We start from the raw sequence: 25,643 nt of genomic DNA on the forward strand, positions 1-25,643 counted from the left end.
CCTGGCTTTTACCGTGAGAGCGGGTGACGGGAATCGAACCCGCGCTGTCAGCTTGGGAAGTCTTTCAAGATCAAGCCCGCTGAGCTGGGAAAACTACAACCTGGGCCTATGGCGGTCGAGTCACCGTGAATCCCCGCGGCTTCCCGCTGATCGCCAACCGAACGGGCACGCAACGGGCACGGCCACCGTGTCCCTGACGCTAGCGAGATCGCAAGCGTAGACTCGGAGCATGAGCGCTGGGCATGCGCATGAGGAGCTTCATCACCTGGTGGATCGGCTGTCGCCGGACCAGGCGGGTCGGCTGTTGCGATTGGTCAGGACAGACCCGGAACTCGCTGAGGCCGCGAACGAGGACCTGCCCGAGCCGGTACGGCGTCGCCGGCTGTCTATCGCTGGGATCGGCGCGTCCGGAGAGGGCGATCTGTCGGAACGGGTCGAAGATCTGCTGGCGGAGCGGTTCAATCGGTCGGTGTGACCGCTACGCTCCTGGACACGGGGCCTCTGATCGCTGTTGTCGATCGCGATGACAAGCATCATGCCTCGTGCGTACGCCTCCTTGAGCAGTTGGAAGGGCCGTTGCTTCTTCCTTCGACCATCTTGATCGAGGCTGGTTGGACGATCAACAGGCATATGGGACCTGCTGTACATGCGCGGTTCCTCGATCTTGTGACCGAGGAGTTCGAGCTGGTCGATCTGCTTACCGCTGACGTACGGCGCATGGCCGAACTCGTCCGGCTTTACAAAGATGCTCGTCTCGACCCTGCCGATGTGTCCGTTGTCGCAATCGCCGAGCGTCTAGGAATCACCCAGATCGCGACGATCGACCGGCGCGATTTCGGCCTGATCCGGCCGCGGCATGTGGCGGCGTTCAGACTGCTGCCGGAGGTACTCGCTTAGATCTTGGAGCGGGTGACGGGAATCGAACCCGCGCTGTCAGCTTGGGAAGCTGATGTTCTGCCATTGAACTACACCCGCGTGACGGGCCATGAGGCTCGTCGCTGCCCCTACTGTAGCGGATTCGGGGCGTGCTCCTGCAGTCCCGACGCGAAGATCCCCGACACGGGTCGCTCGACGGGCCTACTAGCCTGGCAGCGTGCTGCTTTCCGATCGTGACCTTCGCGCCGAGATCGAGTCGGGCAGGGTGAAGCTCGACCCCTTCGACCCGGTGATGATCCAGCCGTCCAGTGTCGACGTTCGCCTGGACCGCTACTTCCGGGTGTTCGAGAACCACCGCTACCCGCACATCGACCCGGCGACGGAGCAGCCCGACCTGACCCGGGAGGTGGAGCCGGAGGGCGACGAGCCGTTCATCCTGCATCCGGGGGAGTTCGTGCTCGCCAGCACGTACGAGGTGATCAGCCTTCCGGACGACATCGCCTCGCGGCTTGAGGGCAAGTCGAGCCTGGGCCGGCTGGGCCTGCTCACGCACTCCACGGCCGGGTTCATCGACCCCGGGTTCCAGGGGCATGTGACGCTCGAACTGTCGAACGTCGCCACGCTGCCGATCAAGCTGTGGCCCGGCATGAAGATCGGCCAGCTCTGCATGTTCCGGCTCAGCTCGCCCGCCGAGTTCCCGTACGGCTCGGGCCGGTACGGCTCGCGCTACCAGGGGCAGCGGGGGCCGACTCCCAGCCGGTCGTTCCTCAACTTCCACCGGACGAGGATCTGAGCCGTACCACGCAACAAGTGTGTCACGGGAGCCGTTCCGGGCAGCTCGGAGGGGAAGAGTAGGTTACAAGCGGGCCTGCATGGCCTGAACTTCGCATTTCCACTGGTAACCCGTACCCTTCTCTGCGGACCGTCCCCGCACACTGGAGAAACGACGTGCGCCTGCGTCTCACGCCCCGTGAGGACAGCTACTACGACTTGTTCGCCGACTCGGCGAACAACCTCGTCACCGCATCGCGTCTGCTGGCCGAGATCATCAGCGACGGTTCCGACCGTGACGCCCTGGCCGAGAAGATGCGCGCCTGCGAACACGCGGGCGACGAGCGCACTCACGCCATCATGAACCGGCTCAACGAGAGCTTCATCACGCCCTTCGACCGTGAGGACATCTACCGCCTCGCGTCGAACCTCGACGACGTGATGGACTTCATGGAGGCAGCCGCCGACCTGATCGTCCTCTACCAGATCGACCATCTGCCCAAGGAGGTCGTACGCCAGGTCGAGGTCCTGGAGAGGGCGGCCGAGCTCACCGCGGACGCGATGCCGCGCCTGCGCTCGATGCAGCACCTCAACGAGTACTGGATCGAGATCAACCGGCTGGAGAACCAGGCCGACCAGGTCTACCGCCGGCTGCTGGCCAAGCTGTTCAGCGGTGAGTACGACGCCCTGACCGTCATGAAGATGCGTGAGGTCATCGAGCAGCTGGAGCTCGCCGCGGACGCCTTCGAGCACGTGGCGAACACGGTCGAGACCATCGCGGTCAAGGAAAGCTAGGTGGAGCTCGCGCTTGTCATCAGCGTGGTCGTCATCGCGCTGGTGTTCGACTACACGAACGGCTTCCACGACGCCGCGAACGCGATCGCCACGTCGGTCTCCACCCGGGCGCTGACCCCCCGGGTGGCGCTGCTCATGGCGGCGATCATGAACTTCATCGGTGCGCATCTCGGCACCTCGGTCGCCTCAACCGTGGGCAAGGGGATCATCGACGCTCCGGACGGCAGGCACGGCCTGATCATCGTCGGCGGGGCGCTGTTCGGCGCCATCGTGTGGAACCTCATCACCTGGTACTTCGGCCTGCCGTCGTCGAGCAGCCACGCCCTGATCGGCGGGCTCGTCGGCTCGGCGCTGGCGGCGAGCGCGTCCGTGCACTGGAGCGGGGTGATCGAGAAGGTCGTCATCCCCATGGTGCTGTCCCCCGTCGTGGGGCTCCTCCTGGGTGCGATCATCATGATCGCCATTTTGTGGATCTTCCGTAAGGCCAACCCCCACAAAGCCAGCAAGGGGTTCCGGTACGCCCAGACGCTGTCGGCGGCCGCGATGGCCCTCGGCCACGGCCTGCAGGACGCGCAGAAGACGATGGGTGTGATCTTCCTCGCCCTGGTCGTCGGCGGCTACGCCTCTCCCGAGTCGCACATCCCCGAGTGGGTCATCACCTCCTCGGCGCTGGCGATCTCCCTCGGCACGTACGCCGGCGGGTGGCGGATCATGCGCACCCTCGGCCGCCGGATCATCCACCTCGACCCGCCGCAGGGCTTCGCGGCCGAGGCCGCCGCGGCGAGTGTGCTCTACACGGCGGCCCTCGGGTTCGGCGCGCCCATCTCGACCACCCACACCATCACCAGCGCCATCATGGGCGTCGGCGCGACCAAGCGGCTGTCGGCCGTACGGTGGGGCATCGCGGGCAGCATCGTGACCGCGTGGGTCCTGACGATCCCGGCGGCGGCCGTCGTCGCCGCGATCGGCTACTTCGTCCTCAACCTCTTCCTCGGATGACCCGGCGGGCCGGCGCCTCTCGGGGCCGGCCCGCCGTCGTCACCGGCGGTACATCACGTCCGTGATCCACCGGGTGAACCCGAGCGACTCGTAGAGCCGGACCGCCGCAGCGTTCTCCTCGTCCACGTAGAGCATCACCCGGGCCAGGCCGAGGCCGCGCAGGTGCGCGAGCCCGGCGAGCGTCAGCGCCCGGCCGAGGCCCGTGCCGCGCTCGCCGGGCCCGACCCCCACGACGTACACCTCCCCGATCGGCTCGCGGTCGTCGCCGTCGCCGTCCCGGTGCACCTTGGTCCAGTGGAAGCCCACCGGCGTGTCGCCTCGTACGGCGAGGAAGAAGCCGGCGGGGTCGAACCACGGCTCGCGTTCGCGCAGCTCAAGGTCGTCGAGCGTCCAGGAGCCCTGCTCGGGGTGGGCGGCGAAGGCCTGCGCGTTGAGCGCGAGCCAGGCCTGCTCGTCGCGCCCGGGCTCGAACGTGCGCAGCCGTACGCCTTCGGGGAGCGGGGCGGCGGGCAGGGGCTCCGCCAGCGGCCGGCGCATCCGCCACAGCGACCGCGCCCGGGTCAGGCCCGCGCTCGCGGCGAGGCGGGCGGCGGCGGGCAGGTCGCCGTGCGCCCACAGGCGGATCCTGCCGCCGCTCGTCTCCAGCACCGCGTCCAGCAACCGCCGGCCCAGGCCGAGCCCGCGGAGGGCCGGACGCACCACGAGTTCGCCGCTCGGTCCCTCGTCGGGACCGGCCGGGTCGCCGGGTGGGCCCAGGTGGGCGAAACCGGCCAGGTCGCCGTCCTTGTACAGCAGTACTGCTCTCGCCCCCGGGACGCCTCCGTAGCGCACCTGGAGCATCACGTGCTCGTTGAGCGGCCGCACCCCGTCGGCCTCGGCGGCCGCCTCCACCAGAGCGAGCACGGCCGTAATCCGCTCGTCATCGAGGTTTTCCGTGATCTCCACGCGTACGTTCATGCCTGGCACGATAGGCGAGGGGCGGGCGCGTCCCGGCGGCGGGCTTCGGCAATACACGCCAGGTCAAGCCTCCCTGAATCGTAATCTTTGCGCCATTTCCCGATCAGATCGCCGTTCTACTGTCGGGGGTCATGACCCGAGCATCACTGACGCGACTGGCCGTCGCCGGCGCCGCCATCCTGGGCGCCGCGGCTCTCACCGTGAGCCCGGCCGCCGCCGATCCCGCTTCCCAGGCGGCCGCCCACGGGGCGAACCACGCGCCGAAGCCCCCGGCGCACCACGCGCCGAAGCCCTCGGCCGGCCACGGCCACAAGCCCGACCCCTCCGTCTCCGTCCGGTTGCTGACCATCAACGACCTGCACGGCAACCTGGAGCCCCCGACCGGGTCCAGCTCCCGGATCCTCGACCCCAACGGGCCGCTCACCGACACGGACGGCTCGCTCACCGGCATCGCGGGGGCCAGGTACTCGATCGCCGGCGGCGCCTCCTACCTGGCCGCGCACCTCAAGCAGCTGCGCGACCGCAACACTCTCCTGGTCGGCGCGGGCGACCTCATCGGCGCCTCGCCGCTGCTGTCCGCGGCCTACCACGACGAGCCGACCGCCGCGCTGCTCGACAAGCTCGGCCTCGCCACCTCCTCGGCGGGCAACCACGAGTTCGACGAGGGCATCAACGAGCTCAAGCGCATCATGAACGGCGGCTGCCACCCGGTCGACGGCTGCTCCCCGGCCGGGAAGTGGAAGGGCACGAGCTTCGACTACCTCGGGGCCAACGTGCTGAAGGAGTCGAAGGGCGACTACGCCCTGCCGCCCTACTTCGTCAAGAAGATCAACGGGATGGACGTCGCCTTCATCGGCCTCGTGACCCAGACCACGCCCAGCATCGTCACCGCCTCCGGCATCGCGGGCCTCAAGTTCACCGAGGAGATCGAGGCCGCGAACAAGGTGTCGAAGCTCCTCACCCGCCAGGGCGTCAAGGCGCAGGTCGTGCTGGTGCACGAGGGCGACAACATCACGCCCAACCAGGACCCCAGCTCGTGCCCGGTCGTCCCCGGCGCCGGCTCGCGGATCGCCAAGGGGCTCGACCCGCAGATCGACCTGGTCATCAGCGGCCACAGCCACCAGGCGTACGTCTGCAAGGTGAAGGACCCGGCCGGTCAGGACCGCGTCTACACCCAGGGCTCCTCGTTCGGCCGCGCGATCACGCAGATCGACTTCAAGATCGATCGTAGGACCAAGGACGTCGTCCGCTCCAGCGTCGTCGCCAAGAACAACGTGGTGACCCGCACCGTCACTCCGGACGCCGACACCGAGGCGTACATCAAGACCTGGCAGGAGCGGGTCTCGACCGTCGCCAACAAGCCGATCGGCAAGATCACCGCCAACATCGGGCGGGGCGCCAACGTCGGCGAGACCCCGCTCGGCGACCTGATCGCCGACGCGCAGCTGGAGGCGACCAAGTCCGGCGGCAACGCCGAGATCGCGCTGATGAACCCGGGCGGCGTCCGCGCCGACCTGACCTTCCCGCAGAGCGGCTCGGAGGGCGACGGGGTCGTGACGTACGGCGAGGCCTTCACGGTGCAGCCGTTCAACAACCTCATGCAGGTCGTCACGCTCACCGGAGCCCAGCTGAAGGCGCTGCTTGAGCAGCAGATCTGGAAGGTCGACCCGGGCACGGGCGGCATCACCCAGCGGATCCTGCAGCCGTCCTCGTCGCTGACCTACACCTTCGACACCACCAAGCCGGAGGGCTCGCGGGTCTCCGATATCAAGATCAACGGAACCGCGGTGACCGACGCCCAGCAGATCCGGGTGGCCGCCAACAACTTCCTCGTCGGCGGCGGCGACGGCTTCACCGTCTTCACCCAGGGCACCAACCTGTGGAGCGGCCCGCTGGACATCGACGCGTTCGTCGCCTACATGGGCGCGCACTCGCCGATCGCCCCGCCGGCCACCGGCCGGATCAACCTCGTCCGGTAGGAGACCGAACACCGGAGGGCCCGTCCCCGTCGCGGGGGCGGGCCCTCCGGCCCGGAGTCAGCGCCGGGAAGTCAGCGCCGGGCGGGCTCGGCCTCGGCCTGCTGCTCGCCGCCGCGGTCGGGCACGAACCGGTAGCCGACGTTGCGGACCGTGCCGATGAGCGCCTCGTACTCCGCGCCCAGCTTCGCCCGCAGCCGCCGTACGTGGACGTCCACGGTCCGGGTGCCGCCGAAGTAGTCGTAGCCCCAGACCTCCTGGAGCAGCTGGGCCCGGGTGAAGACCCGGCCCGGGTGCTGGGCGAGATACTTGAGCAGCTCGAACTCCTTGAACGTGAGGTCGAGCGCCCGGCCGCGCAGCCTGGCCGTGTAGGTGGCCTCGTCGATCGACAGATCACCGCTGCGGATCTCGTCGGGGACGTCCTCCGTGGCGGCCAGCGACAGCCGCCCGACGGACATCCGCAGCCGGGCCTCCACCTCCGCGGGGCCGGCGGTGTCGAGGATGACGTCGTCCACGCCCCACTCCGCCGTCATCGCCGCCAGGCCGCCCTCGGTCACGATCGCCATCAGCGGACAGGTGACACCGGTCGTGCGCAGCAGCCGGCACAGGCTCTTGGCCTGCACGAGCTCACGGCGCGCGTCGACCAGGATGGCGTCCGCGGGGGGCGCGTCGATCAGAGCGGAGGCCTCGGCCGGGGCGACCCGCACCGAGTGGAGAAGCAGTCCGAGTGCCGGGAGCACCTCCGCCGACGGCTCCAGAGCGTTGGTCAGCAGGAGCAGATTGCTCACATGAGCCTCCTCGCACCATGTCGGCTCGGCGCCGTTTGCAGCACTGGAAACCGCGACAGCCGTACAAACATGTAAGGACCCGGGGGCCACATCGCCCGAGTCCATTAATTCGTAGGGTAGCCCACACGAACTTTGCGTCCAATCCGCGTCACCCGTGTGAACAACACGTCACGCGGTTTAAGACCGTAACGTGACGGTGACGGAGAGCTTTCATGGAGGTGACATGGATCGGACGCCGACAGAGACATGCCGGCCGAGACTCACCGGCCGAGACAAGGCGCACGAGAGGAGCGGGCTGACCATGGCCACGGGGACGATTCGCTACTGGGCGGCGGCCAAGGAGGCCGCCGGCGTGCCCGAGGAGGGCGCCGCCGCGGACACGCTGGCGGACCTGCTCGCGGGGATCGGGCGGAACGCGGCCCTGGAACGCGTGCTGCGCCGGTCGTCCTTCCTGGTCGACGGCGCCCCGGCGGGCACCCGCGACCCCGCTGGGATCACGCTGCCCGAGGGATTCGTGGTAGAGGTTTTGCCCCCATTCGCCGGGGGATGAGCGGCACGTGCCTCTCCTGTCAAACTTTGCCCCTCGCGGCGTACAGAGCGAATGGGCGTAACTCGGGACATTGTCCGTTCTCGGGCAAATCTCGCGGGCCGGGGCACTACGCTGATCGTACGGGCGCTTTCGGAGGAGTCGGATGCGCAAGCTGGTTGTGGCCGTGGTTCTGCTCGCCATCCTGCTCGTCGTGCTCGACCGGGTGGCCGTCGTCGGCGTGCAGCGCGAGATCGCCCGCCAGATCGAGGCCCAGTACGACCTGGCGCAGCCGCCCTCGGTGCAGGTGAAGGGCCTTCCGTTCCTCACGCAGGCGTTCTCCGGCCGCTACGAGGAGATCGCCATCGGCATCGGCCAGGTGGAGCGGGAGGGCGTCCGGCTCGAACGCATCGACGCCACGCTCTACGGCGTGACCGCCCCGCTCGCCGACCTGATCAAGAACGCCGCGGCCACCAAGATCCAAGCCGACCGGGTGGCGGGGACCGTGGTCATCTCGCGCCGGACCCTGTCCGCCCACGCGCCGGCCGGCATCAAGGTCGAGGGCACCGGCGACGACAAGCTCCGCGTCTCGGGCAACGTGACCGTGCTAGGGAACCAGGTGCCGGTCACCGCCGACATGAAGATCGAGACGATCAAGGACGGGATCCGGCTCACGCCGGCGAGCGTGAAACTCGTGGGCGCGATTCCGGTACCGAACCCCGAGCGGCTCATCTCCTTCACGGTCCCGGTGAAGAACCTGCCGCTGAACCTGCGGATCACCCGCGTGACCTCGACCAGCGAGGGACTCGCGGTCCAGGGCACCGCAAGCGATGTCTCCTTCCGGTGACGGCCCACGTGACGGCTCACGTGACGGCTCACGTGACGGCTCACGTGACGGCTCACGTGACGGCTCACGTGACGGCCCACGTGACGGCTCACGTGAAGACGGTCACACCGCCGAACCGGCCGGCCACTCCGTACGTGAAGAGGGTGTGAGTCCAGCCGGAACCGCCGACGAGGAGCTCGTACGCGCGCTTTTCGATGATCATGCAGGGCCGTTGTACGGCTACGTGCTGCGGCTGACCGGCGATCCGGGCAGAGCGGAGGACGTGGTGCAGGAGACGCTGCTCCGGGCCTGGCGCAACCCCGGGGTGCTCGAAGGGCGCCCGGTGCGCGCCTGGCTGTTCACCGTCGCCCGCAACATCGTCGTCGACCAGCACCGGGCCCGCCGGTCCAGGCCGCAGGAGACGGGGGACGAGGCGCTCGCCGTGCTGCCCGCCGACGACGAGCTCGACCGCGCCGTCGAGTCGTGGGGGGTCGCGGAGGCGCTGGCCTCGCTCAGGCCGGAGCACCGTGAGGTGCTCATGGAGACGTACTACCGGGGGAGATCGGTGAAGGAGGCGTCGGAGATCCTCGGCATCCCGCAGGGGACGGTCAAGTCGCGGACCTACTACGCACTCCGAGCGCTCAAACTCGCCCTGGAGGAACGGGGGCTGGCACCATGACCTGCGAGGAGGTGCGGATCTCACTCGGCGTGCACGTCCTCGGGGCGCTCGACGCGGAGGAGGCCGCCGAGGTCGAGGCCCACCTGGAGACCTGCGTGGAGTGCCGGGCGGAGCTGGCCGCGCTGTCGGGGCTGCCGCCCCTGCTGGCCCTCGTGTCGGCCGAGGACGTCGAGCGCGCCGCCGCGCCGCCGCGCGCCGTGCTCGACCGGCTGGTCGCCGCGTCGGCGAGGAGAGGGCGCCGGTCCCGCGCGCTGCTGGCGCTCGCCGCGTCCGTCGTCGTCGCGGCCGTGGGCGGAACGGCCTGGCTGTCGGCGGCGCAGACGGCGTCGCAGGACACGGTGGCGGGGTCGGCCGCCGCGGCCCCTCAGTACGAGACCGCACCCGACGGCGGGGCGGGTAGCGCGGCCGCCGCCGGCGCCGCCTCCGACGCCGCGGCGGCCCAGGCACCCAAGGTCGGCAACGACGAGATCCCGCAGATCTTCGGCGCTCCGGACTCGCCTGTGCCGTCACCCGGCACCGTGGCGAGGAAGGTCGAGCAGTCGCCCGCGGAGGAGACCGTCACCGCCTCGCCGGAGGCCCGCGGCAGCAACGGCGACATGCGGCTGACCGTACGGCTCGTCCCGCAGGAGCGCGGGACGCAGGTCGTCGCGAGGGTCGCCGGGGTGCCCGCGGGGACGGTGTGCACGCTCCGCGTGATCGGGAAGGACGGCACCGTCTCGGTCCTCGGCCCCTGGGCGGTGGGGAGCGGGGAGTATCGCGGGCCGAAGATGGTCTTCGAGGGCTCGACGGCGCTGAGCCCCGGCCAGATCGAGCGCGTCGAGCTCGCCGGGGCCGACGGCCGCACACTGGTCGCCGCCAGGCTCTGAGCGTGCTGTGACCGTTCCGTGACCCGGGCCGGGAATCAGCCCCGGCGTACGGAGGGTTGCACACGGCGATGGCAGGCATCGCGACCCGGATGGCCACGCTCGTCCTGAACGTGGCCGCCGGGCCGGTTCACTGGCCCGCTCTCGGGCCGGTTCTCGGGCCGGTTCTCGGGCCGGTTCACTGGCGGCGCGAGGGGAGGGTGCGAGCGATGGAACACGCCCCGGCGGCGAGAGGCGGCCTCGGCGCGGTCCTGGCCGCGCAATGGGCCGCGGATCTCGGCGCCGATCTGGGCGAGCGGGCCACGCTCGTGCAGTTCTCCACCGCGTTCTGCCAGCCCTGCCGGGCGACCCGCCGGATCCTCGGCGAGGTGGCCGGCCTGGTGCCGGGCGTGCGCCACGTCGAGATCGACGCGGAGTCGCGCCTCGACCTGGTCCGGCGGTTCGAGGTGCGGAGCACCCCCACGGTGCTCGTCCTCGACGGCGCGGGAAACGTGGTGAAAAAGGCGTCCGGCCAGCCGCGCAAGGCCGACGTGATCGCCGCTCTCGGCGCCGCCGTGGATGGAACGTCTCATGGTTCATCTCATCCATCGGACAAGGTGTGACAGATGCCGAGACGGGAGGTACTGTCGTGGCCATGACTCCCACGACAGAGCTGCTCACGAAGCGGCGTGCGGTGGACTTCTGCCGCGTCGCGACCTCGCTCTGTCGCATGGCCTGAGGGTGATTCCTGCGGCGTGACGCCGCGCTCCGAGAATCCTTCAGGAGTTTCCCACGATGCACATCGACCCTCGTGGCTCCCGATCCGACGCGGCCGTACGCACGGCCGCCCTCGCGCGCCGAAACCTCGGCGCCGCCGGGGTGCGTACGGATGGCGGGGCTCGCGCGGGTCGCCGGGCCGGGGCCCGGGCTGGTGGGACTGATCGGGTTCGCGTGGAGGATCACCGTACAGGCCCTGGGTGCGGCAGCGGCACCGCCGGCCGCCTTCCCCAACGCAGCGTCCGGGTTCGCCCGGGCTGCGAAACGTACCTGCTCATCCGCCGTCTACAACCTGGGAGAATCCAATGAGCCGCTCCGCCGTTCTGGTGGACGCCGACTGGGTCGAGGCCAACCTCGACACACCGGGTGTCGTGCTCGTCGAAGTCGACGAGGACACCAGCGCCTACGACAAGGGTCACATCCGCGGTGCCGTGAGGATCGACTGGAGGACCGACCTGCAGGACCCGGTCCGCCGCGACTTCGTCGACAAGGCCGGCTTCGAGGCGCTGCTCTCGTCCCGCGGCATCGCCAACGACGACACCGTGATCCTCTACGGTGGCAACAACAACTGGTTCGCCTCCTACGCCTACTGGTACTTCAAGGTCTACGGCCACGCGAACGTCAAGCTGCTCGACGGCGGGCGCAAGAAGTGGGAGCTGGAGTCCCGCGAGCTGGTCAAGGACGTGGTCGAGCGCCCCGCCACCCAGTACGCCGCCCAGGAGCCCGACAACGACATCCGCGCCTTCCGCGACGACGTCGTCGCCGCGATCGGCAAGCAGAACCTGGTCGACGTGCGCTCGCCCGACGAGTTCACCGGCAAGCTGCTCGCCCCGGCCCACCTGCCGCAGGAGTCGGCGCAGCGCGGCGGCCACGTGCCGACCGCCCGCAACATCCCGTGGTCGAAGGCGGCCAACGACGACGGCACCTTCCGCTCCGACGACGAGCTCCGCGAGCTCTACTCCGGCGCCGGCGTGGACCTCGCCAAGGACACCATCGCCTACTGCCGCATCGGCGAGCGCTCCGCGCACACCTGGTTCGTGCTGCACGAGCTGCTCGACCAGCCCAACGTCAAGAACTACGACGGTTCGTGGACCGAGTACGGCTCGCTCGTGGGCGTGCCGATCGAGCTGGGAGAGGCCCGCTGATGACCACCACACAGGGTTGCGCTGCTCCTGAGCAGACCGTCGCGCTGCCGGCCGGCATCGACCTGGCCAACCAGGCCGTGATCCAGGGCGTCGTCACCGGCGCCGGCACGGCGTACGCCCGCCTGCTGGACCACAGCGGCGAGTTCACCGGCGAGGTCGTCGTCTCCGACGAGGGCGTCTTCCGCTTCTTCGCCGCTCCCGGCCAGTGGACCGTCCGCATCATCGCCGGCGGCGGCGTCACCAAGGACGTCGCCGTCGAGGCCAAGCTCGGCGAGGTCGCCCAGCTCTCGGTCGCTGTCTGATCCACCGCTTCACCCGAAGGCCGGTGCGTTCCCGCGAACGCACCGGCCTTCCGGCTTTGGCGACCATGCAGTCACCCTGCGCGAGCGCGCGTCCCGCCATTACGTTTGCATCATGTCTCGGTTGAGCGCGGATCTTCCGACCTCGAGTGGCGTGCCGGTTACGGACGAGCTGATAGCCGCACTGGCGCAAGAAGCCGAAGCCGGATACGACGTGGATGCCCTTCGCCGCAAGCGACCCATCGGTTCCGCGCCCGCCGATGTGGCTTCCGCGAGGCTGGATCCTGAGCTGCGCTCCGCGCTGATCGTGCGCCGGGAGAGCAGCAGCACCCGGGGTCAGCGCGCCGCACACCGGCTTCAAGGCAGCGCCACGACGTCGATGACGACCGACGAGCTCTTGGAGCTGCTGCGTGACGAGTAGCGGGCCTTCGCGGCGCGGGGGTGGGAAGCGATCGCCGCTGCCGGACTTCTTCATCGGCGCGCATGCCGCGGTCCGCAAGTACAGGCTGCTCACCCGGGACGCCGCCCGCTACCGGACGTACTTCCCGACAGTCGAGCTCGTCACGCCTTGAAAGGAAGCGGGAGCCGATAACATGCGGCAGGTGTCCGGAACGTCCGCACTGCCCGCCCCCCGCAGGTTCGCCTGGATGCTGTCGCCGTACGCGTTGCCGTTGCACGCCCTGCGGATCCTCGCGAAGTGCGCGCTGCCGCTGATCATCTGGTTCTCGCTCGGACGGCTCGTCCGGTGGGGCCTGCTCCTGCTGGCCGCGACGGTCTCGCACGGCTCGTGGTACCAGGCCCGGCTGGTCCTGGTGATGTTCCTGTTCACGCTCGTCGTCATGACGTCCCTCGCCACGACCGTCGGCATGCTGTACGTCGTCCGCGAGGCGCTGGTGGAGACCCGGGCCCGGCGCGCCGGCGGCGAGGCCAGGGAGAGCCTGCTGGGCGCCCTCAACCGGACCGCGCTCGTCTTCGCCGGCATCTACACGACCTGGGGGTTCGTCAAAGAGGACGCCCGCGACTTCATGAACATCGACATGATGCGGCAGCCGGACCGCTACGTGCTCGACGCGGGCAGCGGCGACGACAGCGGGGTGGCCGTCGGGCTGATCAACCTGGACCCGAGGGTCTCCCTCGCGACGATGGTGGTCGCCTACGGGGTGAAGTGGTACTTCGGCCGCCGCCACGAGGCGGGGAACGGCCGGTTCTCCGGCGTGCTCGCCACCTTCGGCGAGCTGGCGTTCGCCTTCTTCGGCATCAACGCGGTCGCGGCGGCCGTGGGGGCGCGCTCCGACTGGATCGGCGGCCGGTCCGCCGTCGCCGGCTGGCACGACCTCATGGCCGGAGCGGAGGGCGGCGTCCCCGGGTGGCAGCAGGTCTCGGAGTGGCTGGGCGAGGTCTGGCCGTACGTGATCGACGCCCTGGCCGTCCCGCTCGCGTGGCTGACGGTCGGCATCCTCGTCTACGGCGCGTACGCGGAGGACACGCAGACGACGATCAGGGGGACCCGCCTGGAGCAGGCGGCGGTCCACCTGGAGCGCACGCACAACTGGACGAGGCGGGCGCTGGCCAAGCTGAGCGCCGGGTGGACGGGCCGCTGGATCCCGCTGCTGAACTCCCTGCGCCTGACGGCCCGCGGGGGCGCGCCGCTGTTCGGCCTCTTCGCGCTGTGCTACGTCGGCCTGCACATCGGCGGTGACTTCCTCGGCAGGGCGGGCCGCTATCTCGCCGCGAGTGAGGAGCCGTACCTCTGGTTCGCGACCGATGTGCCGATCGACTACGTGACGGATCTGGTCGTGACCCTGGTGACCATGTGCCTGATCGCCGCCACGTTCGACCTGGCCGCGACCCGGGCCAGGACCGACGGACGGGCGGGCGGCCGGACGGGCCGCCGGGAGCCGGTCACCGCCGGAAGCGCAGAACCTGGTCGTCCTTCTCCGTCGAACTGAAGGCGTCCTTGACGAAGTCCGCCGCCGACTGCCCGGGCACGTCACGGTAGGTGCTCGGGCGGATGGTGACCTCGACCTGGTCGGCCACCGAGGGCGGCACCACCCCCAGCATCTCCATCCGGTACGGCGTGCCGACCTTGTTGTCCTTGACGTCGGGCGGCGTCTCGTTGTTCAGCGTCTCCACCTGCCAGGTGCGCCCGGCCCGGTCGGTGAGCTTGACATCCGCCGGCGCTCCGTGGCGGATGGCGCCCTCGGCGTCGAGCGCGGTCCTGGTGGCCACGATCTTCATCCACTGCCGGTCGGACCGGTCCGGCTTGCCGCTGGGGTCCTTGATCTTCTCGACGGTGGCCTGCCATGACACATGCTGCACGGTCCCGGCCTGGCCGGGTGGCACGACGTGGACGGTGTAGTCGGGGCGGCCGTACCTGAAGACCTGGTAGCCGAAGACCGAGGGGGCCGCGACGGCGAGCGCGACGGACAGCACCGCGCCGCCGATCAGCAGGCCCGTCCGCCGCCGCGCGGGCGAAGCGGGCGCGGGTGAAGCGGGCGCGGCGGCCACGGCGAGGTCCACGCCGGGCGGTTCCGCCGGCACGCCGTACGCCGGGGCGGCGAGGGGAGGCGCCGTGGGGGGAGGGGCCGTGGGGGCGAGGGCCCGGGGCGGCGGCTGCCGGTTCGTCCGCAGCGCGGGGAACGGCTGCGTCGACCTGTCCTCGCCCTCGGGCTCCGGCGGCGGCCACACGCGTATGTCCGTCGGCGGGGCCAGCTTCCCGGGGATCGGGATGGACGGCGGCGCCGTCGGCATGGGCCGCGGCGGCAACGCGCCGCTGTAGGTGATGTCGGAGGCGATGTCGGTGGGCTGCTCGGGAGGCGGCGCGAACCAGTCGCGGGCGTCCTGGTCGTTCCTCGGCGGATTTCCGTCCATGGGCGTCTCGGTCATCGGCTCGGGCCCGCCAGTGTGTGATAGTCCTCCGCCTGCGCGATCAGCCGGTCGGCGGCGGCGCCGGACAGATCCAGGTCGACCTGCGCCTCGGGCGCGAAGTTGTCGACGACCAGTGGGCTGACGGGCGGGATGAAGACGAGGCTCGCGCCCGGCACCGCGTCCTTGGGCACCTCGAAGACGAGCAGTCCGCTCGTCCAGAATCCCGGCTGGATGTACCGGTTGAACAGGGTCAGGCTCTCGTCGACCTTGTCGGTGGGCAGGTAACGCCGGCCGTCCCGGGTGAGGAGGAGGGGCGGACTGTACTTGCTCAGCTTCATGGGCTCACGGGCGCTGGTCGCGGTGACGTCGATCAGCAGGAACAGATGGCTCGTCCCCACCTTGGTCACCTTGCCGGAGTAGTCCGCCGTGTCCACGGCGCGGGCGGCGGTGACCGACACGACCTTCACGGAGAAGCGCTTGGTCGCCACCGTTTCACCGATCCGGCCCTTGTAGGTCAGGAAGGACGTGCGCTGCTCGAAGGACATCGCGAAGTTCTGCTGCGCGTAGACGGCCGCCGCCGCGAGCACGATGCCCGCCACCCCGGCGGCGAGACGCCGGCCCAGCCCGCGCCTGCGGGGCCGCCCGGCGGCGGCCCGGCGGGACGTACGGCTCTCTGCCTGGACCAGTGCCATCAACTGGCCTCCTTCCGCACCGGAAGGGTGATCCGCGAGGCGACCTCGGGCTCGAACGGGCCGTCGTCGTCCTTGTACTCGCCCTTGAGTAACCAGTCACGACCCTGGTTGAGCAGTCCGCGTGACTCGTTCTCGAACGTGCCGAGGTCGAGGCTGATCTCCCCGGGCGCGGTCGCGGTGGGCTGGAGTTCGTACTTCACCACGACCGTGGTGGTGATCCCCGGATGGAGCTGCTGGCTCTCGATCCCGTAGCTCAGCACCGAGGCCCGCGGACCGTACTCGCTCTTCATCTCGGGGCGGGTCCGCAGCAGGGAGCCGGCGAAGGTGCCGGTCTGGCTGAAGCCCTTGCCGGGCTGCGGCACCATGCCGACCGAGGCGGTCTCGTCGCCCATGTTGGTGACCTTGACGACGAGCTCCAGATAGCGCTTGACGCCGCCGAAACCGCCCGCCTCGGTGGTGTCGATCGCCTTGATGAACTGGGTGCGGAACCGCCCCTGGTCGATCGTGTCGCCGGGCGAGGCCGTGGGCGGCGGCTTGTCCGGAGCGTCGCGCAGACCGCCGAAGGCGGCGGTGACGCCGATGCCCACGACGGCCAGCGCGGAGGCGACCGGGACCAGCACCGGGCGTCGTCGGCGGCCGCCACTGGGGGATGACGTCATGGCAAGCGATGGTAGTACGATCACAATCGCCCCATGGGCCCCATAGGTTCCAGGCACTGGCGGGAAATAGGTCCGAATGGCGAGAAGCCCGCCCTGACAGGGCTTCCAGATCCTACGCTGTGACCTTAGGCGGACATGGAGGGCCCGTGGGCGACCCGCACCCCGAGCATGCCCAGTTGCAGGCGGACCGGATCTACCTGGGCTGGCAGTACGCTCTGCTGTACCCCGATCCGGGGCCGCCGCCGAAGCGGCCGGCGCGCGAGGACGTCGCCGAGCCTCCCGCCGACAAAACGGACTGGGTTCACCGGGAGCGGCTGCAGAAGGACCTGCTGAACCGTCCGGTCCGGTTCTTCCGCACGTTCATGGCCGTGCTGGCCGCCGGGATCCTCGTCCTCGGCGTGAGCGGCCTGCTCACCTGGTCGTTCGTGCTGCTCGGGCTGGTCGCCGCGGGCGGCGTGGCCGCCATCTGCACCTACGCCATCCGGCAGGGCGACCGTACGGTCAACGAGCGGCTCGACGAGCGCCGCCGCAAGGCGCTGCGGGAGCAGGAGCGGCGGCAGCGGGAGATTGTCACCGCCCAGGAGGAGCACGCCGCGAAATACCGTGACTGGGCCGAGAAGAAGAACCGCTTCGACAGGCAGATCACCTGGTACGCCGTGGCGGTGCCCGACGACATCGACCGGGTCGACGTGGCCGGCGGCACGCTGACCGGCTGGTCGGCGCTGGTCACGCTGATCGGCGCGACCCGCCTTTACAGCGGCGGCCACCTCACCGTGCTCGACCTGTCCGAGGGAGCGATCGCCAAGGACCTCATCGAGCTCGCCCGCCGGGGCGGGGACGACCCGCTGGTCTGGGTGCTCCCGGTGGACCTGCCCCGGCTCGACCTGGGGGCGACGCTCAAGCCCGAGGCGTTCGCCGACGTGCTCGCCCACGTGGTGAGCGTCAGCGAGGAGACCAGCAGGGACATCGGCTTCGACAACGCGATCCTGGAGCGCGTGCTGGAGGTCCTCGGCGAGAACGCCACGATCAGCCAGGTCACCGCCGCGCTGCGGGCGCTCGCGCAGGTGGGCGACCCGCGCGACGACATGAAGTGCGGCCTGCTGACCGCCTCCCAGCTCGAACGCATCGGCACGCTGTTCGGCCGGGGCGTGGCCGACCGGGTGGTCATCGAGCGGGCCTGGGCGCTGGAGTCCCAGTTGCGCAAGCTGGAGACACTGGGCTCGGAGGCCGTACGGCTGCCGCCCGCGCGGCTGCGGGTGGTCAGCATGGACCGGCAGGCGGGCGTGTTCGGCAACCGGGTGCTCGGCACGTACGTCGCGACCGCGCTCACGCACATCCTGCGCCAGTCGCCGGCCAGCGAGCGGCCCTGGTATCACACGATCATCGTCGCGGGCGCGGACAAGCTCCGCGGCGACGTGCTCGACCGGCTCATGGACGCCTGCGAGACCTCGCGCACCGGGCTCGTGCTGACCTACCGCAGCCTCACCCCGGCCGTACGGGAACGGCTCGGCCGGGGACACGCGGCCGTCGCGTTCATGCGGCTGGGCAACGCGGAGGACGCCCGGGTGGCCAGCGAGCACGTCGGCACCGAGCACCGTCTCGAACTCGCCCAGCTCACCGAGACGTTCAGCTCGGCGGCCCACGTCCCGAGCGGGTTCTACACCTCCACCGTCGGCGAGGGCCGTACGGAGGGGGAGGACCTGCGGGAGGGCGACCCGCGCGACGACATCCGCGAGGACATCACGGAGTCGACCGAGTGGGGCCGGCGCGCGCCCACGGTGGCCGACGGGGTCCTCCAGCGGTCGCGGGAGTTCCTGGTCGAGCCGCACCAGCTCCAGCAGCTGCCCACGACGTCCGTGATCGTCACCTACTCGACGGCGGAGGGACGCCAGGTGCGCCTGGCGGACGCGAACCCGGCGATACTCACCTTCCCGAAGACGACGCTGGGCGAGTTCGAGGAGATCCGCCGGGCCGCCCTGACGCCGCGGGAGCCCGAGCCCGAGCCGGAGCCCGCCGAGCCCACGCTGCCCGAGGTCCCTCCGAACCTCGGCCCCCCGCCGCCCCGCCTCGACTGGCGCAAGCGGCCATGACACGGTCCGCGGCCGGTAAGGGCATCGTCAACCACGGTGTGCGGGCGTGATCGTTGAAGGAGTCTCTTTCCTGTTCGTCGTCGACTGAGGGGTCTCATTGCATCCGTTCCCTCTGAGCGGGCCGTGGTACCGGATCCAGGCGATCACCGCTCCCTCGCGCACTTCGTCCGCGGAGTGGGACTTCGTCACGGTGCTCCCCGCGGTCCTGTCCGCCGCGCAGCGCAACCGGCCGTTCGTCATCGGCTGGCTGTCGCGTGGGTCGGGTGCCCCGCTGGAGCTGATCACCAACGCGGGACCGCTCACGCCGCCCAAGCCGCCGCGCCGGGCGGCCGCGGCCCCGGAGCCGCCGGTCACCGGCCCGCAGCCGCTGCTGTTCCCCGGCGGCGCGCGGGGCGTGGAGATCGGCGACGAGTGGCTGGCCGACCTCGCCGACCTGGTCTGGACGCCGTGCCCCGGCCGCCAGGCCCCGCCGCTCTACGGCAGGCGCGAGCCGGAGCCGGACGAGCCCAAGCGGCCCACGCTCTTCGAGTCGACGCTGGTCACGCTCATGTCCCGGCCGTTCGCCTGGGTGGTCGTCGCCGAGCCGACCGACCTGCTCGACACCGAGGTGGCCCACCTGCGCACCCAGCTCAACGTGCTGCGGCAGTACGGCGACGCCTCCGAGCGGTCGCGGTTCGACGCCGAGCGGGCCGAGCGCCGGATGCAGGAGCTGGACGCGTTCCGCGAGGCCGGTCTGTGGAACGTCCGGGTGCTGGCCGGCGCGGCGGGCCCGGACGAACTGCGCCAGATCGCGCCGGTGCTGGTCGGCTCGGTGGAGATGAGCCACCACCCCTACCGGCTGCGCAGCGCCATGACGCTGCCCGCCCTGTCGGGGGACGGCGCGAGCGAGTCGGTGTACGGCTTCGCCGAGGCGCTCGCCGTCGACCTGCAGGACTCGGCCGACGGCGCGGCGGCGCCGTTCGCGGCGACGGCCGGGGCCCTCGCCGCCCTCGCCGGGCTGCCGCGCCGGGAGGTGCCGGGAGTCCGGGTGCTCGACGCGGGGTTCTTCGACGTGACGAGCGAGGCCGACGTGGACGGCTCGGCGGAGTCGATCGACCTCGGCGCGATCGTCGACGGCCAGGACCGCGCCGTCGGCGCGTTCCGGGTGCCGCTCGCGACGCTGAACCGCCACGCCTTCGTCACCGGCGCCACCGGCTCCGGCAAGTCCCAGACCGTACGGCACCTGCTGGAGCAGCTCACGAACGCGGGCATCCCCTGGCTGGCCATCGAACCGGCCAAGTCGGAGTACGCCGCGATGGCCGGCCGGGTCGAGCACCTGGCCCCGCTGACGGTCATCAACCCCTCGGCGCCGGACAACGTGCCGATCAGCGTCAACCCGCTCGCGCCCGAGCCCGGCTATCCCGTGCAGGCGCACATCGACATGGTCAGGGCGCTGTTCCAGGCGGCCTTCGACGCCGAGGAGCCGTTCCCGCAGATCATGTCGCTGGCGTTGCAGCGCGTCTACGAGGCCAACGGATGGGACGTGGTGACCGGCGGCGGCATCCCGGGGGCCGCCGTGCAGCCGGCCGTGCCGACGCTGGAGCAGCTTCAGCAGCACGCGCTGGAGGTCATCCAGGAGATCGGCTACGGCAACGAGGTCCAGGCCGACGTCGAGGGCTTCATCAGCCTGCGCCTGCGCAGCCTGCGCGTCGGCAGCGCGGGCCGGTTCTTCGAGGGCGGCCACCCGGCCGACATCGGCGGCCTGCTCCAGCGCAACGTGGTGCTCGCGATCGAGGACGTCGCCAACGACGAGGACAAGGCGTTCCTCATGGGCACGCTGATCATCCGGATCGTCGAGCACCTGCGGATGCGGGCCCGGTCCGAACCGCGCTCCGAACCGCGGGCCGAGGACGGCGTCGGCGGCCTGCGGCACGTCATCGTGATCGAGGAGGCGCACCGGCTGCTGCGCGACCGGGGCGCCCAGCGGGCCTCCACCCACGCCGTCGAACTGCTGGCCGGGATGCTCGCCGAGATCAGGGCGTACGGCGAGGGCATCGTCGTGGCCGAGCAGATCCCCACCAAGCTCGTCTCCGACGTGGTGAAGAACACCGCGCTCAAGGTCGTGCACCGGCTCCCGGCCGAGGACGACCGCGCGCTCGTCGGCGCGGCGATGAACCTGAGCGAGGACCAGTCGCGTCAGGTCGTGTCGCTCCAGCCGGGCTTCGCCGCGGTGTTCGCCGACGGCATGGACCGCCCGCTGCGCGTGCGGGTGCCGCTTGGAGAGGACCGCGAGCGCGAGACGCTCGGCCCGGTCCCGCCGATCTGCGGGCGCCGCTCGGCTGCCTGCGGGCGCGAGTGCCGTACGGGCAAGGCCTGCACGCTGGTGGAGTTGCGCGAGGCCGACCTGCTCGCGGTGGCCCCCGAGTGGGCCTGGCTGCGGATCTGGACCGACACGGCGGTCCTGGCGTTCGTGACGAACCGGTCGCTGCCGGGCGTGCCGCGGGTGCTCGCCGACATCTGGGCGGAGCTGCCGGTCAAGCGGCGCGAGTGCCTGCTGGCCACGCTGGTCGAGCGTTCGGTGTCGCGCCGCGCCTGGTCGTTGCGCACCTGGTTCGACCCCGCGCTGCTCACCGAGAAGGCCGCCGAGGTCGCGGCCGGGCTGCTCGCGGCCGGCCAGGCGGACGGCGCGGAGGGCGAGCCGCCGATGCGCGCCGGCGAGCGGCCGGGCGCGGCCTGGGTCATCCCGCAGGTCCGCTGGCTGCACGAGGTGGACCGGTTGTTCCCTCTCGGGCATCCCGCGCCCAACCTGCGCAGCCCGGCCCCGGCGATGGAGTATCCGCTGTTCGGCACCGACCCCGCCGGCCGGCCGTACCCCCACCAGGGCGTCAACGGCGCCGAGCCGGCCGAGGGCGCGGTGGCGGTCGGCATGCGCACGGAACTGCTGGGCCACCGGGCCAAGGCGCTGCGCCACCACCCGCTGTCGATGGAGGTGGACCGCAACCGCGCGCTGGCCTGGCGGGTCATCCTCGGCGACGACGAGCACGAGGGCATCCAGCGGGACGTGACGACGGTCGCCATCGCCGTCGAGCCCCGCGAGCGGGTCAGGTACGTCGCCCAGACGATGAGCGCGGGCTGGCTGGAGACCGTCCTGTCCTGGCCCCGCCGGTTCGTGCTGCCGTTCGACGGCGACACCCCCGCCGAGCTGTCCTTCGGATCGTGATTTCAAGGAGGGGCACTAGTATCGCGGCATGAGTCAGCTTCCGTTGCGGGCCCAGCTCGCCAGTGCTCTGGGCCGTACGGCCGCGACGCTGTCCAGGGCCACCGGGCGCGGCGACGGCTCGGTGATCGGCGGCCGGGTGGGCCTGATGCTGGAGCCCGACCTGCTGCGCAAGCTCGCGGCCGACCGCAAGCTCGTCCTGGTCAGCGCGACGAACGGCAAGACCACGACGACCCGTCTCATCACCTCGGCGCTGCAGGAGCTCGGCGACGTGGCGACGAACGCGTTCGGCGCCAACATGCCCGCCGGGCACGTGTCGGCGCTCGCCTCCAGCAAGGGCGCGCCGTACGGCGTGCTGGAGGTGGACGAGAAGTATCTCCCCGAGGTGTTGGACACCACCGAGGCCGGGATCGTCGCCCTGATGAACCTGAGCCGCGACCAGATGGACCGGGCGGCCGAGATCTGGCTGCTGGCCCAGAAGTGGCGCCGCGCGCTCGCGGGGCGGCCCGCCCACGTGATCGCCAACTGCGACGACCCGCTGGTCACCTGGGGCGCCTCCACCGCCGCCCGGGTGACGTGGGTGGCGGCCGGGCAGCGCTGGCGGGAGGACTCCTGGTGCTGCCCCGAGTGCGGCGGCCCGCTCGACCGGGCTGGGTTCGGCAACGGCGGGCAGAACCTGACCGCCGCCCAGCTCGCCGACACCAGTTGGGCCTGCCGCGAGTGCACCTTCCACCGTCCCGAGCCCAACTGGGTGCTCGACGGCGAGGACGTGATCGATCCCCGCGGGCAGCGCCGGCGGCTGGACCTCCAGCTTCCCGGCCAGGCGAACCGGGCGAACGCCGCCGTCGCGCTGGCGGTCGCCGAGACACTGGGCCTCGACCCGGGCCGGGCGCTGCCCCGGCTGCGCATGGTCACCTCGGTCGCGGGCCGTTACACCACCGTCGAGCGGGAGGGCAGGTCGCTGCGGCTGCTGCTGGCCAAGAACCCGGCCGGCTGGCTGGAGGCGTTCGACGTCGCCGACCCGGCGCTGCCGATCATCCTGTCGGTGAACGCGCAGGGGCCGGACGGCCGCGACACCTCCTGGCTGTGGGACGTCGACTACCGCATCCTGCGGGGCCGGCCGGTGCTGGTCACCGGCGAGCGCCGGCTCGATCTCGCGCTGCGGCTCGCCGTCGCGGAGGTGCCCTTCCAGCTCTGCGATTCGTTCGAGCAGGCGGTGGCCGTCCTCGCCCCCGGCAAGATCGACGTGATCGCCAACTACACCGCGTTTCAGCAGATCCGAGCGGAGTTCGGCCGTGCCGTCTGAATTGTCCATCGTCTGGATCTATCCCGACCTGCTCAGCACGTACGGGGACCAGGGGAACGTCCTGGTGCTGGAGCAGCGGGCCCGGGCCAGGGGGATCCCCACCCGGACCATCCACGTGCGCTCCTCCGACCCCGTGCCGCAGCAGGGCGACGTCTACCTGATCGGCGGCGGCGAGGACCGGCCGCAGATCCTCGGCGCCGAGCGGCTGCGCCGCGACGGCGGCCTGCACGCCGCGATCCAGCGGGGTGCGGCCCTGCTGGCGGTCTGCGCCGGCTACCAGATCATGGGCACGGTGTTCGGCGGCGAGGAGGGCCAGCCGGTGCCCGGCGTCGGCCTGCTCGACATCAGCTCGGGGCGGGGCGAGCGGCGCGCGGTCGGCGAACTGGCCGCCGAGGTCGACTCCGCGCTCGGGCTGCCCACGCTGACCGGGTTCGAGAACCACATGGGCGTGACCCGGCTGGGTCCGGGGGTGCGCCCGCTGTCCCGGACGGTCGTCGGCACCGGCAACGGCGACGGCACGGAGGGCTGCTACGCGGGCCGGATCATCGGCACCTACCTGCACGGCCCGGCGCTCGCCCGCAACCCCGCGCTGGCCGACCTGCTGCTGAGCTGGGTGACCGGCCCGCTGCCCGCGATCGACGACGGCTGGTATCAGGCGCTGCGCGACGAGCGCCTGCGCGCGGTGCTGCCCGCCTGACCCGCCCCCTCGCGCCCCTCGCGGGACCGGGGGCGGCGGTCGCTCTCGAAGGGCGGCCTGGGAGCGGGATCAGTAGACGAGCGCCTGCACGCCCTCGCCCAGGATCTCCTCGACGAACGTGGAGGCTCCCGCGATGCGGACCCTGTCGATGACGTCGTCCACCGTGATGCCCCTGCGGGCGGCGCACTGCGTGCAGAGCGTGACCCTGCCCGCGGCGAGGACGGCCGCCAGCAGGTCCTCCAGTGGCGCGGCCTCGGCCAGGGCGAACTCCTTGACCCGCCCCGGCAGGGCGAACCAGGAGGACTCGCCGGTCAGCCAGAGCGAGACCGGGACACCGCTCGCCAGCGCCGCCGCCGCGACCGTGAAGGCCTGGTTGCAGCGCTCCGGGGCGTCCGCCCCGGCCGTCACCTTGATCACCAAAGATCGTGCCATAACGGAAGCCTAGTCCGCCGGGCCGCCCCGTGCTCCCGGCTCTCGCTCCGTGCTCCCGGCTCCCGCCCCGTGCTCCCGGCTCTCGGTTCCCGTCACGCACCAGATGATTTCGGGGCTCTCCGCGCCGCCTCTAAGCTCGTCTCCATGGACGTACACCCCGACCTTGAGCCGATCGCCTTCCTCCTGGGCCGCTGGGAGGGGGCCGGCGTGATCGGCTATCCCACCATGGAGAGCGCCAATTTCGGCCAGGAGGTCGTGTTCGGGCACAACGGGAAGCCGTTCCTGAGCTACCGGAGCCGGAGCTGGCTGCTGGACGCCGAGGGCGACAAGGTCAGGCCGCTGTCCACCGAATCCGGCTTCTGGCGCATCCAGCCCGGCCGCCAGATCGAGGTGTGCCTCGCGCATCCCACCGGCATCGTCGAGATCTACGTGGGGGAGGTCGTCTTCCACAAGATCGAGCTGCGTACGGACGTGGTCGCGCGCACCACGACGGCCAAGGAGTACAACGCGGGCCACCGGCTCTACGGCCTGGTGAACGGTAACCTCATGTACGCTTACGACATGGCGGCGGTGGGGCACCCGCTGCAGTCGCACGCCTCGGCCGAGCTCAGGAGGACCGGCGACTCCGACGAGCAGGCCTGACGGGAGCGGAGCCGACGGGAGCGGAGGTCGCGCCGGCGGGAAAAGAAAAACCCCGGGCGCGCTCCGCCTCCTGGGGAGGCGGGCCGGCTGGACCATGACCGGGACGTTCGTCCGCGGCCGCCGGCTGCCCGGGGTTCCGATGACTGTCGAGGATTCGCCGGGACGTCGTACGACATCCAGACGGAAGGTCCAGATGGACGAGTCCTAGCGGACAGCCACCTCGCTAGCCCAATAATGATCAACCATTGTTTGGACCACCTCCCTTCTGCGTGCCTTCAAGTTATGCGAGCGTTCCGCGAAGCGGCAAGCGGATTATCGGCCGGTCCCGATGGCGTGGCGGAGCCCGGTTTCCGCGCCACGACCTAAACTTCTGGTCATGGCCGAGACTTGGCACGAAGAGCTGCGGGCCCGCGGCTACCGGATCACCCCCCAGCGCCAGCTCGTGCTGGAAGCGGTCACCGAACTGGGGCACGCGACCCCGGAGGACATCTGCGCCCGGGTGCAGCGGACGGCCCGAGGAGTCAACATCTCGACGGTCTACCGGACCCTCGAACTGCTGGAGGAGCTCGGGCTCGTCACCCACACCCACCTCGGCCACGGCGCTCCGACCTATCACCTCGCGTCGGAGGCCGATCACGTCCACCTCGTCTGCCGCGGCTGCGGCGAGGTCACCGAGGTGGCCCCCCCGCTGGTGGACGGCCTCGTCTCGGCCCTCGACGCGGAGCTGGGCTTCGCGACCGACGTGCGCCATCTGACCGTCTTCGGCACCTGCCGGAAGTGCCGCTGACGCTTCCGGTACGCCGGT

28 protein-coding genes and 1 tRNA gene are annotated in these 25,643 nt (G+C 70.9%); 22 read left to right on the forward strand and 7 right to left on the reverse strand.

Translation table 11 applies throughout. From position 1 onward, the window contains the following. Positions 1–229 precede the first annotated feature (229 nt). Complete coding sequence (locus OG344_RS13005) at positions 230–475, forward strand: hypothetical protein (protein WP_191055146.1); 246 nt, start codon at positions 230–232, stop codon at positions 473–475. After that, positions 472–897: a type II toxin-antitoxin system VapC family toxin gene (locus OG344_RS13010; RefSeq protein WP_191055145.1), complete on the forward strand. Its 426-nt coding sequence runs from the start codon at positions 472–474 to the stop codon at positions 895–897. The genes OG344_RS13005 and OG344_RS13010 overlap by 4 nt, the downstream gene beginning before the upstream one ends. A 4-nt stretch (positions 898–901) precedes the next feature. On the opposite strand, the gene OG344_RS13015 is transcribed toward OG344_RS13010, so the two are convergent. Further along, positions 902–975, reverse strand: a tRNA-Gly gene (locus OG344_RS13015). Positions 976–1,093: 118 nt separating this feature from the next. Between OG344_RS13015 and dcd the strand changes: the two genes are divergently transcribed. From dcd to OG344_RS13030, 3 genes are all read left to right on the forward strand, one after another. Beyond that, complete coding sequence (dcd, locus tag OG344_RS13020) at positions 1,094–1,669, forward strand: dCTP deaminase (RefSeq protein WP_327043551.1); 576 nt, start codon at positions 1,094–1,096, stop codon at positions 1,667–1,669. A gap of 155 nt (positions 1,670–1,824) precedes the next feature. Beyond that, the gene (locus OG344_RS13025) at positions 1,825–2,442 is read left to right on the forward strand and encodes a DUF47 family protein (protein WP_327043552.1); all 618 of its coding nucleotides are present in this window, start codon (positions 1,825–1,827) and stop codon (positions 2,440–2,442) included. Further along, complete coding sequence (locus OG344_RS13030) at positions 2,443–3,441, forward strand: anion permease (protein WP_405088449.1); 999 nt, start codon at positions 2,443–2,445, stop codon at positions 3,439–3,441. A 39-nt stretch (positions 3,442–3,480) separates the two neighbouring features. On the opposite strand, the gene mshD is transcribed toward OG344_RS13030, so the two are convergent. Further along, positions 3,481–4,398 (reverse strand): mycothiol synthase, encoded by a 918-nt coding sequence (gene mshD / locus OG344_RS13035; RefSeq protein ID WP_405088450.1) that lies wholly within the window; start codon positions 4,396–4,398, stop codon positions 3,481–3,483. A gap of 131 nt (positions 4,399–4,529) precedes the next feature. Here mshD and OG344_RS13040 point away from each other — a divergent pair, with 131 nt between their 5' ends. Continuing rightward, positions 4,530–6,377, forward strand: coding sequence for a bifunctional metallophosphatase/5'-nucleotidase (locus tag OG344_RS13040; RefSeq protein ID WP_405088451.1), 1,848 nt, complete (start codon positions 4,530–4,532; stop codon positions 6,375–6,377). 71 nt (positions 6,378–6,448) lie between these two features. On the opposite strand, the gene OG344_RS13045 is transcribed toward OG344_RS13040, so the two are convergent. Continuing rightward, positions 6,449–7,162: a response regulator transcription factor gene (locus tag OG344_RS13045; protein WP_182888052.1), complete on the reverse strand. Its 714-nt coding sequence runs from the start codon at positions 7,160–7,162 to the stop codon at positions 6,449–6,451. 301 nt (positions 7,163–7,463) lie between these two features. On the opposite strand from OG344_RS13045, the gene OG344_RS13050 reads away from it, so the two are divergent. The 10 genes from OG344_RS13050 (at position 7,464) to OG344_RS13095 (ending at position 14,205) form a co-directional block, all read left to right on the forward strand. Next, positions 7,464–7,712, forward strand: a complete 249-nt coding sequence (locus OG344_RS13050; RefSeq protein WP_405088452.1) for a MoaD/ThiS family protein — start codon at positions 7,464–7,466, stop codon at positions 7,710–7,712. Between the two features lie 142 nt (positions 7,713–7,854). Next, positions 7,855–8,535, forward strand: a complete 681-nt coding sequence (locus OG344_RS13055; protein WP_405088453.1) for a DUF2993 domain-containing protein — start codon at positions 7,855–7,857, stop codon at positions 8,533–8,535. 145 nt (positions 8,536–8,680) lie between these two features. Then, positions 8,681–9,193: a sigma-70 family RNA polymerase sigma factor gene (locus OG344_RS13060; RefSeq protein WP_327043558.1), complete on the forward strand. Its 513-nt coding sequence runs from the start codon at positions 8,681–8,683 to the stop codon at positions 9,191–9,193. After that, the gene (locus OG344_RS13065) at positions 9,190–10,059 is read left to right on the forward strand and encodes a zf-HC2 domain-containing protein (RefSeq protein ID WP_405088454.1); all 870 of its coding nucleotides are present in this window, start codon (positions 9,190–9,192) and stop codon (positions 10,057–10,059) included. Before OG344_RS13060 ends, OG344_RS13065 begins: the two co-directional genes overlap by 4 nt. Before the next feature lie 206 nt (positions 10,060–10,265). Further along, positions 10,266–10,658, forward strand: coding sequence for a thioredoxin family protein (locus tag OG344_RS13070; RefSeq protein WP_405089084.1), 393 nt, complete (start codon positions 10,266–10,268; stop codon positions 10,656–10,658). A gap of 459 nt (positions 10,659–11,117) precedes the next feature. Next, the gene (locus OG344_RS13075; protein ID WP_327043561.1) at positions 11,118–11,957 is read left to right on the forward strand and encodes a sulfurtransferase; all 840 of its coding nucleotides are present in this window, start codon (positions 11,118–11,120) and stop codon (positions 11,955–11,957) included. Then, positions 11,957–12,259, forward strand: a complete 303-nt coding sequence (locus tag OG344_RS13080) for a DUF1416 domain-containing protein (protein WP_327043562.1) — start codon at positions 11,957–11,959, stop codon at positions 12,257–12,259. The genes OG344_RS13075 and OG344_RS13080 overlap by 1 nt, the downstream gene beginning before the upstream one ends. 121 nt (positions 12,260–12,380) lie before the next feature. After that, on the forward strand, positions 12,381–12,677 hold the full coding sequence (locus OG344_RS13085; protein ID WP_405088455.1) for a hypothetical protein: 297 nt from the start codon (positions 12,381–12,383) through the stop codon (positions 12,675–12,677). Beyond that, positions 12,667–12,828, forward strand: coding sequence for a type II toxin-antitoxin system VapC family toxin (locus tag OG344_RS13090; protein WP_405088456.1), 162 nt, complete (start codon positions 12,667–12,669; stop codon positions 12,826–12,828). The genes OG344_RS13085 and OG344_RS13090 overlap by 11 nt, the downstream gene beginning before the upstream one ends. Positions 12,829–12,858: 30 nt before the next feature. Beyond that, positions 12,859–14,205, forward strand: coding sequence for a hypothetical protein (locus tag OG344_RS13095; RefSeq protein WP_405088457.1), 1,347 nt, complete (start codon positions 12,859–12,861; stop codon positions 14,203–14,205). On the opposite strand, the gene OG344_RS13100 is transcribed toward OG344_RS13095, so the two are convergent. Genes OG344_RS13100 through OG344_RS13110 form a run of 3 tightly spaced genes read right to left on the reverse strand, consistent with a single transcriptional unit; the run spans position 14,159 to position 16,475 of the window. Beyond that, complete coding sequence (locus OG344_RS13100) at positions 14,159–15,142, reverse strand: hypothetical protein (RefSeq protein ID WP_405088458.1); 984 nt, start codon at positions 15,140–15,142, stop codon at positions 14,159–14,161. The two genes, OG344_RS13095 and OG344_RS13100, sit on opposite strands and share 47 nt — an antisense overlap. Beyond that, positions 15,139–15,816: a DUF4352 domain-containing protein gene (locus OG344_RS13105; protein WP_405088459.1), complete on the reverse strand. Its 678-nt coding sequence runs from the start codon at positions 15,814–15,816 to the stop codon at positions 15,139–15,141. The genes OG344_RS13100 and OG344_RS13105 overlap by 4 nt, the downstream gene beginning before the upstream one ends. Further along, positions 15,816–16,475 carry a hypothetical protein gene (locus OG344_RS13110; RefSeq protein WP_405088460.1) on the reverse strand — a complete coding sequence of 220 codons (660 nt, stop codon included), beginning with the start codon at positions 16,473–16,475 and terminating at the stop codon, positions 15,816–15,818. The genes OG344_RS13105 and OG344_RS13110 overlap by 1 nt, the downstream gene beginning before the upstream one ends. A gap of 146 nt (positions 16,476–16,621) precedes the next feature. Between OG344_RS13110 and OG344_RS13115 the strand changes: the two genes are divergently transcribed. The 4 genes from OG344_RS13115 to OG344_RS13130 all read left to right on the forward strand — a co-directional run bounded on the left by OG344_RS13115 (position 16,622) and on the right by OG344_RS13130 (position 23,764). Next, entirely contained in the window at positions 16,622–18,565 is a 1,944-nt protein-coding gene (locus OG344_RS13115; protein ID WP_405088461.1) for a hypothetical protein, read from the forward strand. Positions 18,566–18,662: 97 nt separating this feature from the next. Then, positions 18,663–21,764, forward strand: coding sequence for an ATP-binding protein (locus OG344_RS13120; protein WP_405088462.1), 3,102 nt, complete (start codon positions 18,663–18,665; stop codon positions 21,762–21,764). Between the two features lie 28 nt (positions 21,765–21,792). Next, entirely contained in the window at positions 21,793–23,067 is a 1,275-nt protein-coding gene (locus OG344_RS13125; RefSeq protein WP_327043570.1) for a MurT ligase domain-containing protein, read from the forward strand. Next, positions 23,057–23,764 (forward strand): type 1 glutamine amidotransferase, encoded by a 708-nt coding sequence (locus OG344_RS13130; RefSeq protein ID WP_405088463.1) that lies wholly within the window; start codon positions 23,057–23,059, stop codon positions 23,762–23,764. The genes OG344_RS13125 and OG344_RS13130 overlap by 11 nt, the downstream gene beginning before the upstream one ends. 69 nt (positions 23,765–23,833) lie before the next feature. Here OG344_RS13130 and OG344_RS13135 read toward each other — a convergent pair whose 3' ends face one another. After that, positions 23,834–24,196: a DsrE family protein gene (locus OG344_RS13135; RefSeq protein ID WP_405088464.1), complete on the reverse strand. Its 363-nt coding sequence runs from the start codon at positions 24,194–24,196 to the stop codon at positions 23,834–23,836. 144 nt (positions 24,197–24,340) lie between these two features. On the opposite strand from OG344_RS13135, the gene OG344_RS13140 reads away from it, so the two are divergent. Together OG344_RS13140 and OG344_RS13145 are read left to right on the forward strand one after the other, a co-directional pair. Continuing rightward, positions 24,341–24,838, forward strand: a complete 498-nt coding sequence (locus OG344_RS13140; RefSeq protein ID WP_405088465.1) for an FABP family protein — start codon at positions 24,341–24,343, stop codon at positions 24,836–24,838. A 376-nt stretch (positions 24,839–25,214) separates the two neighbouring features. Then, positions 25,215–25,625, forward strand: coding sequence for a Fur family transcriptional regulator (locus OG344_RS13145; protein ID WP_111697701.1), 411 nt, complete (start codon positions 25,215–25,217; stop codon positions 25,623–25,625). Positions 25,626–25,643 lie beyond the last annotated feature (18 nt).

The sequence above is a fragment of the Microbispora sp. NBC_01389 genome (genome assembly GCF_045040095.1).
GTDB lineage: Bacteria > Actinomycetota > Actinomycetes > Streptosporangiales > Streptosporangiaceae > Microbispora.

Bases quoted from the DNA above. Each gene is read 5' to 3' on its own strand.
- OG344_RS13070 (WP_405089084.1), top strand. From the start codon at position 10,266: ATGGAACACGCCCCGGCGGCGAGAGGCGGCCTCGGCGCGGTCCTGGCC.
- OG344_RS13110 (WP_405088460.1), bottom strand. From the start codon at position 16,475: ATGACGTCATCCCCCAGTGGCGGCCGCCGACGACGCCCGGTGCTGGTC.
- OG344_RS13055 (WP_405088453.1), top strand. From the start codon at position 7,855: ATGCGCAAGCTGGTTGTGGCCGTGGTTCTGCTCGCCATCCTGCTCGTC.
- OG344_RS13040 (WP_405088451.1), top strand. From the start codon at position 4,530: ATGACCCGAGCATCACTGACGCGACTGGCCGTCGCCGGCGCCGCCATC.
- OG344_RS13005 (WP_191055146.1), top strand. From the start codon at position 230: ATGAGCGCTGGGCATGCGCATGAGGAGCTTCATCACCTGGTGGATCGG.
- mshD (WP_405088450.1), bottom strand. From the start codon at position 4,398: ATGAACGTACGCGTGGAGATCACGGAAAACCTCGATGACGAGCGGATT.
- OG344_RS13140 (WP_405088465.1), top strand. From the start codon at position 24,341: ATGGACGTACACCCCGACCTTGAGCCGATCGCCTTCCTCCTGGGCCGC.
- OG344_RS13065 (WP_405088454.1), top strand. From the start codon at position 9,190: ATGACCTGCGAGGAGGTGCGGATCTCACTCGGCGTGCACGTCCTCGGG.
- OG344_RS13100 (WP_405088458.1), bottom strand. From the start codon at position 15,142: ATGACCGAGACGCCCATGGACGGAAATCCGCCGAGGAACGACCAGGAC.
- OG344_RS13135 (WP_405088464.1), bottom strand. From the start codon at position 24,196: ATGGCACGATCTTTGGTGATCAAGGTGACGGCCGGGGCGGACGCCCCG.
- OG344_RS13125 (WP_327043570.1), top strand. From the start codon at position 21,793: ATGAGTCAGCTTCCGTTGCGGGCCCAGCTCGCCAGTGCTCTGGGCCGT.
- OG344_RS13050 (WP_405088452.1), top strand. From the start codon at position 7,464: ATGGCCACGGGGACGATTCGCTACTGGGCGGCGGCCAAGGAGGCCGCC.
- OG344_RS13145 (WP_111697701.1), top strand. From the start codon at position 25,215: ATGGCCGAGACTTGGCACGAAGAGCTGCGGGCCCGCGGCTACCGGATC.
- OG344_RS13080 (WP_327043562.1), top strand. From the start codon at position 11,957: ATGACCACCACACAGGGTTGCGCTGCTCCTGAGCAGACCGTCGCGCTG.
- OG344_RS13105 (WP_405088459.1), bottom strand. From the start codon at position 15,816: ATGGCACTGGTCCAGGCAGAGAGCCGTACGTCCCGCCGGGCCGCCGCC.
- OG344_RS13075 (WP_327043561.1), top strand. From the start codon at position 11,118: ATGAGCCGCTCCGCCGTTCTGGTGGACGCCGACTGGGTCGAGGCCAAC.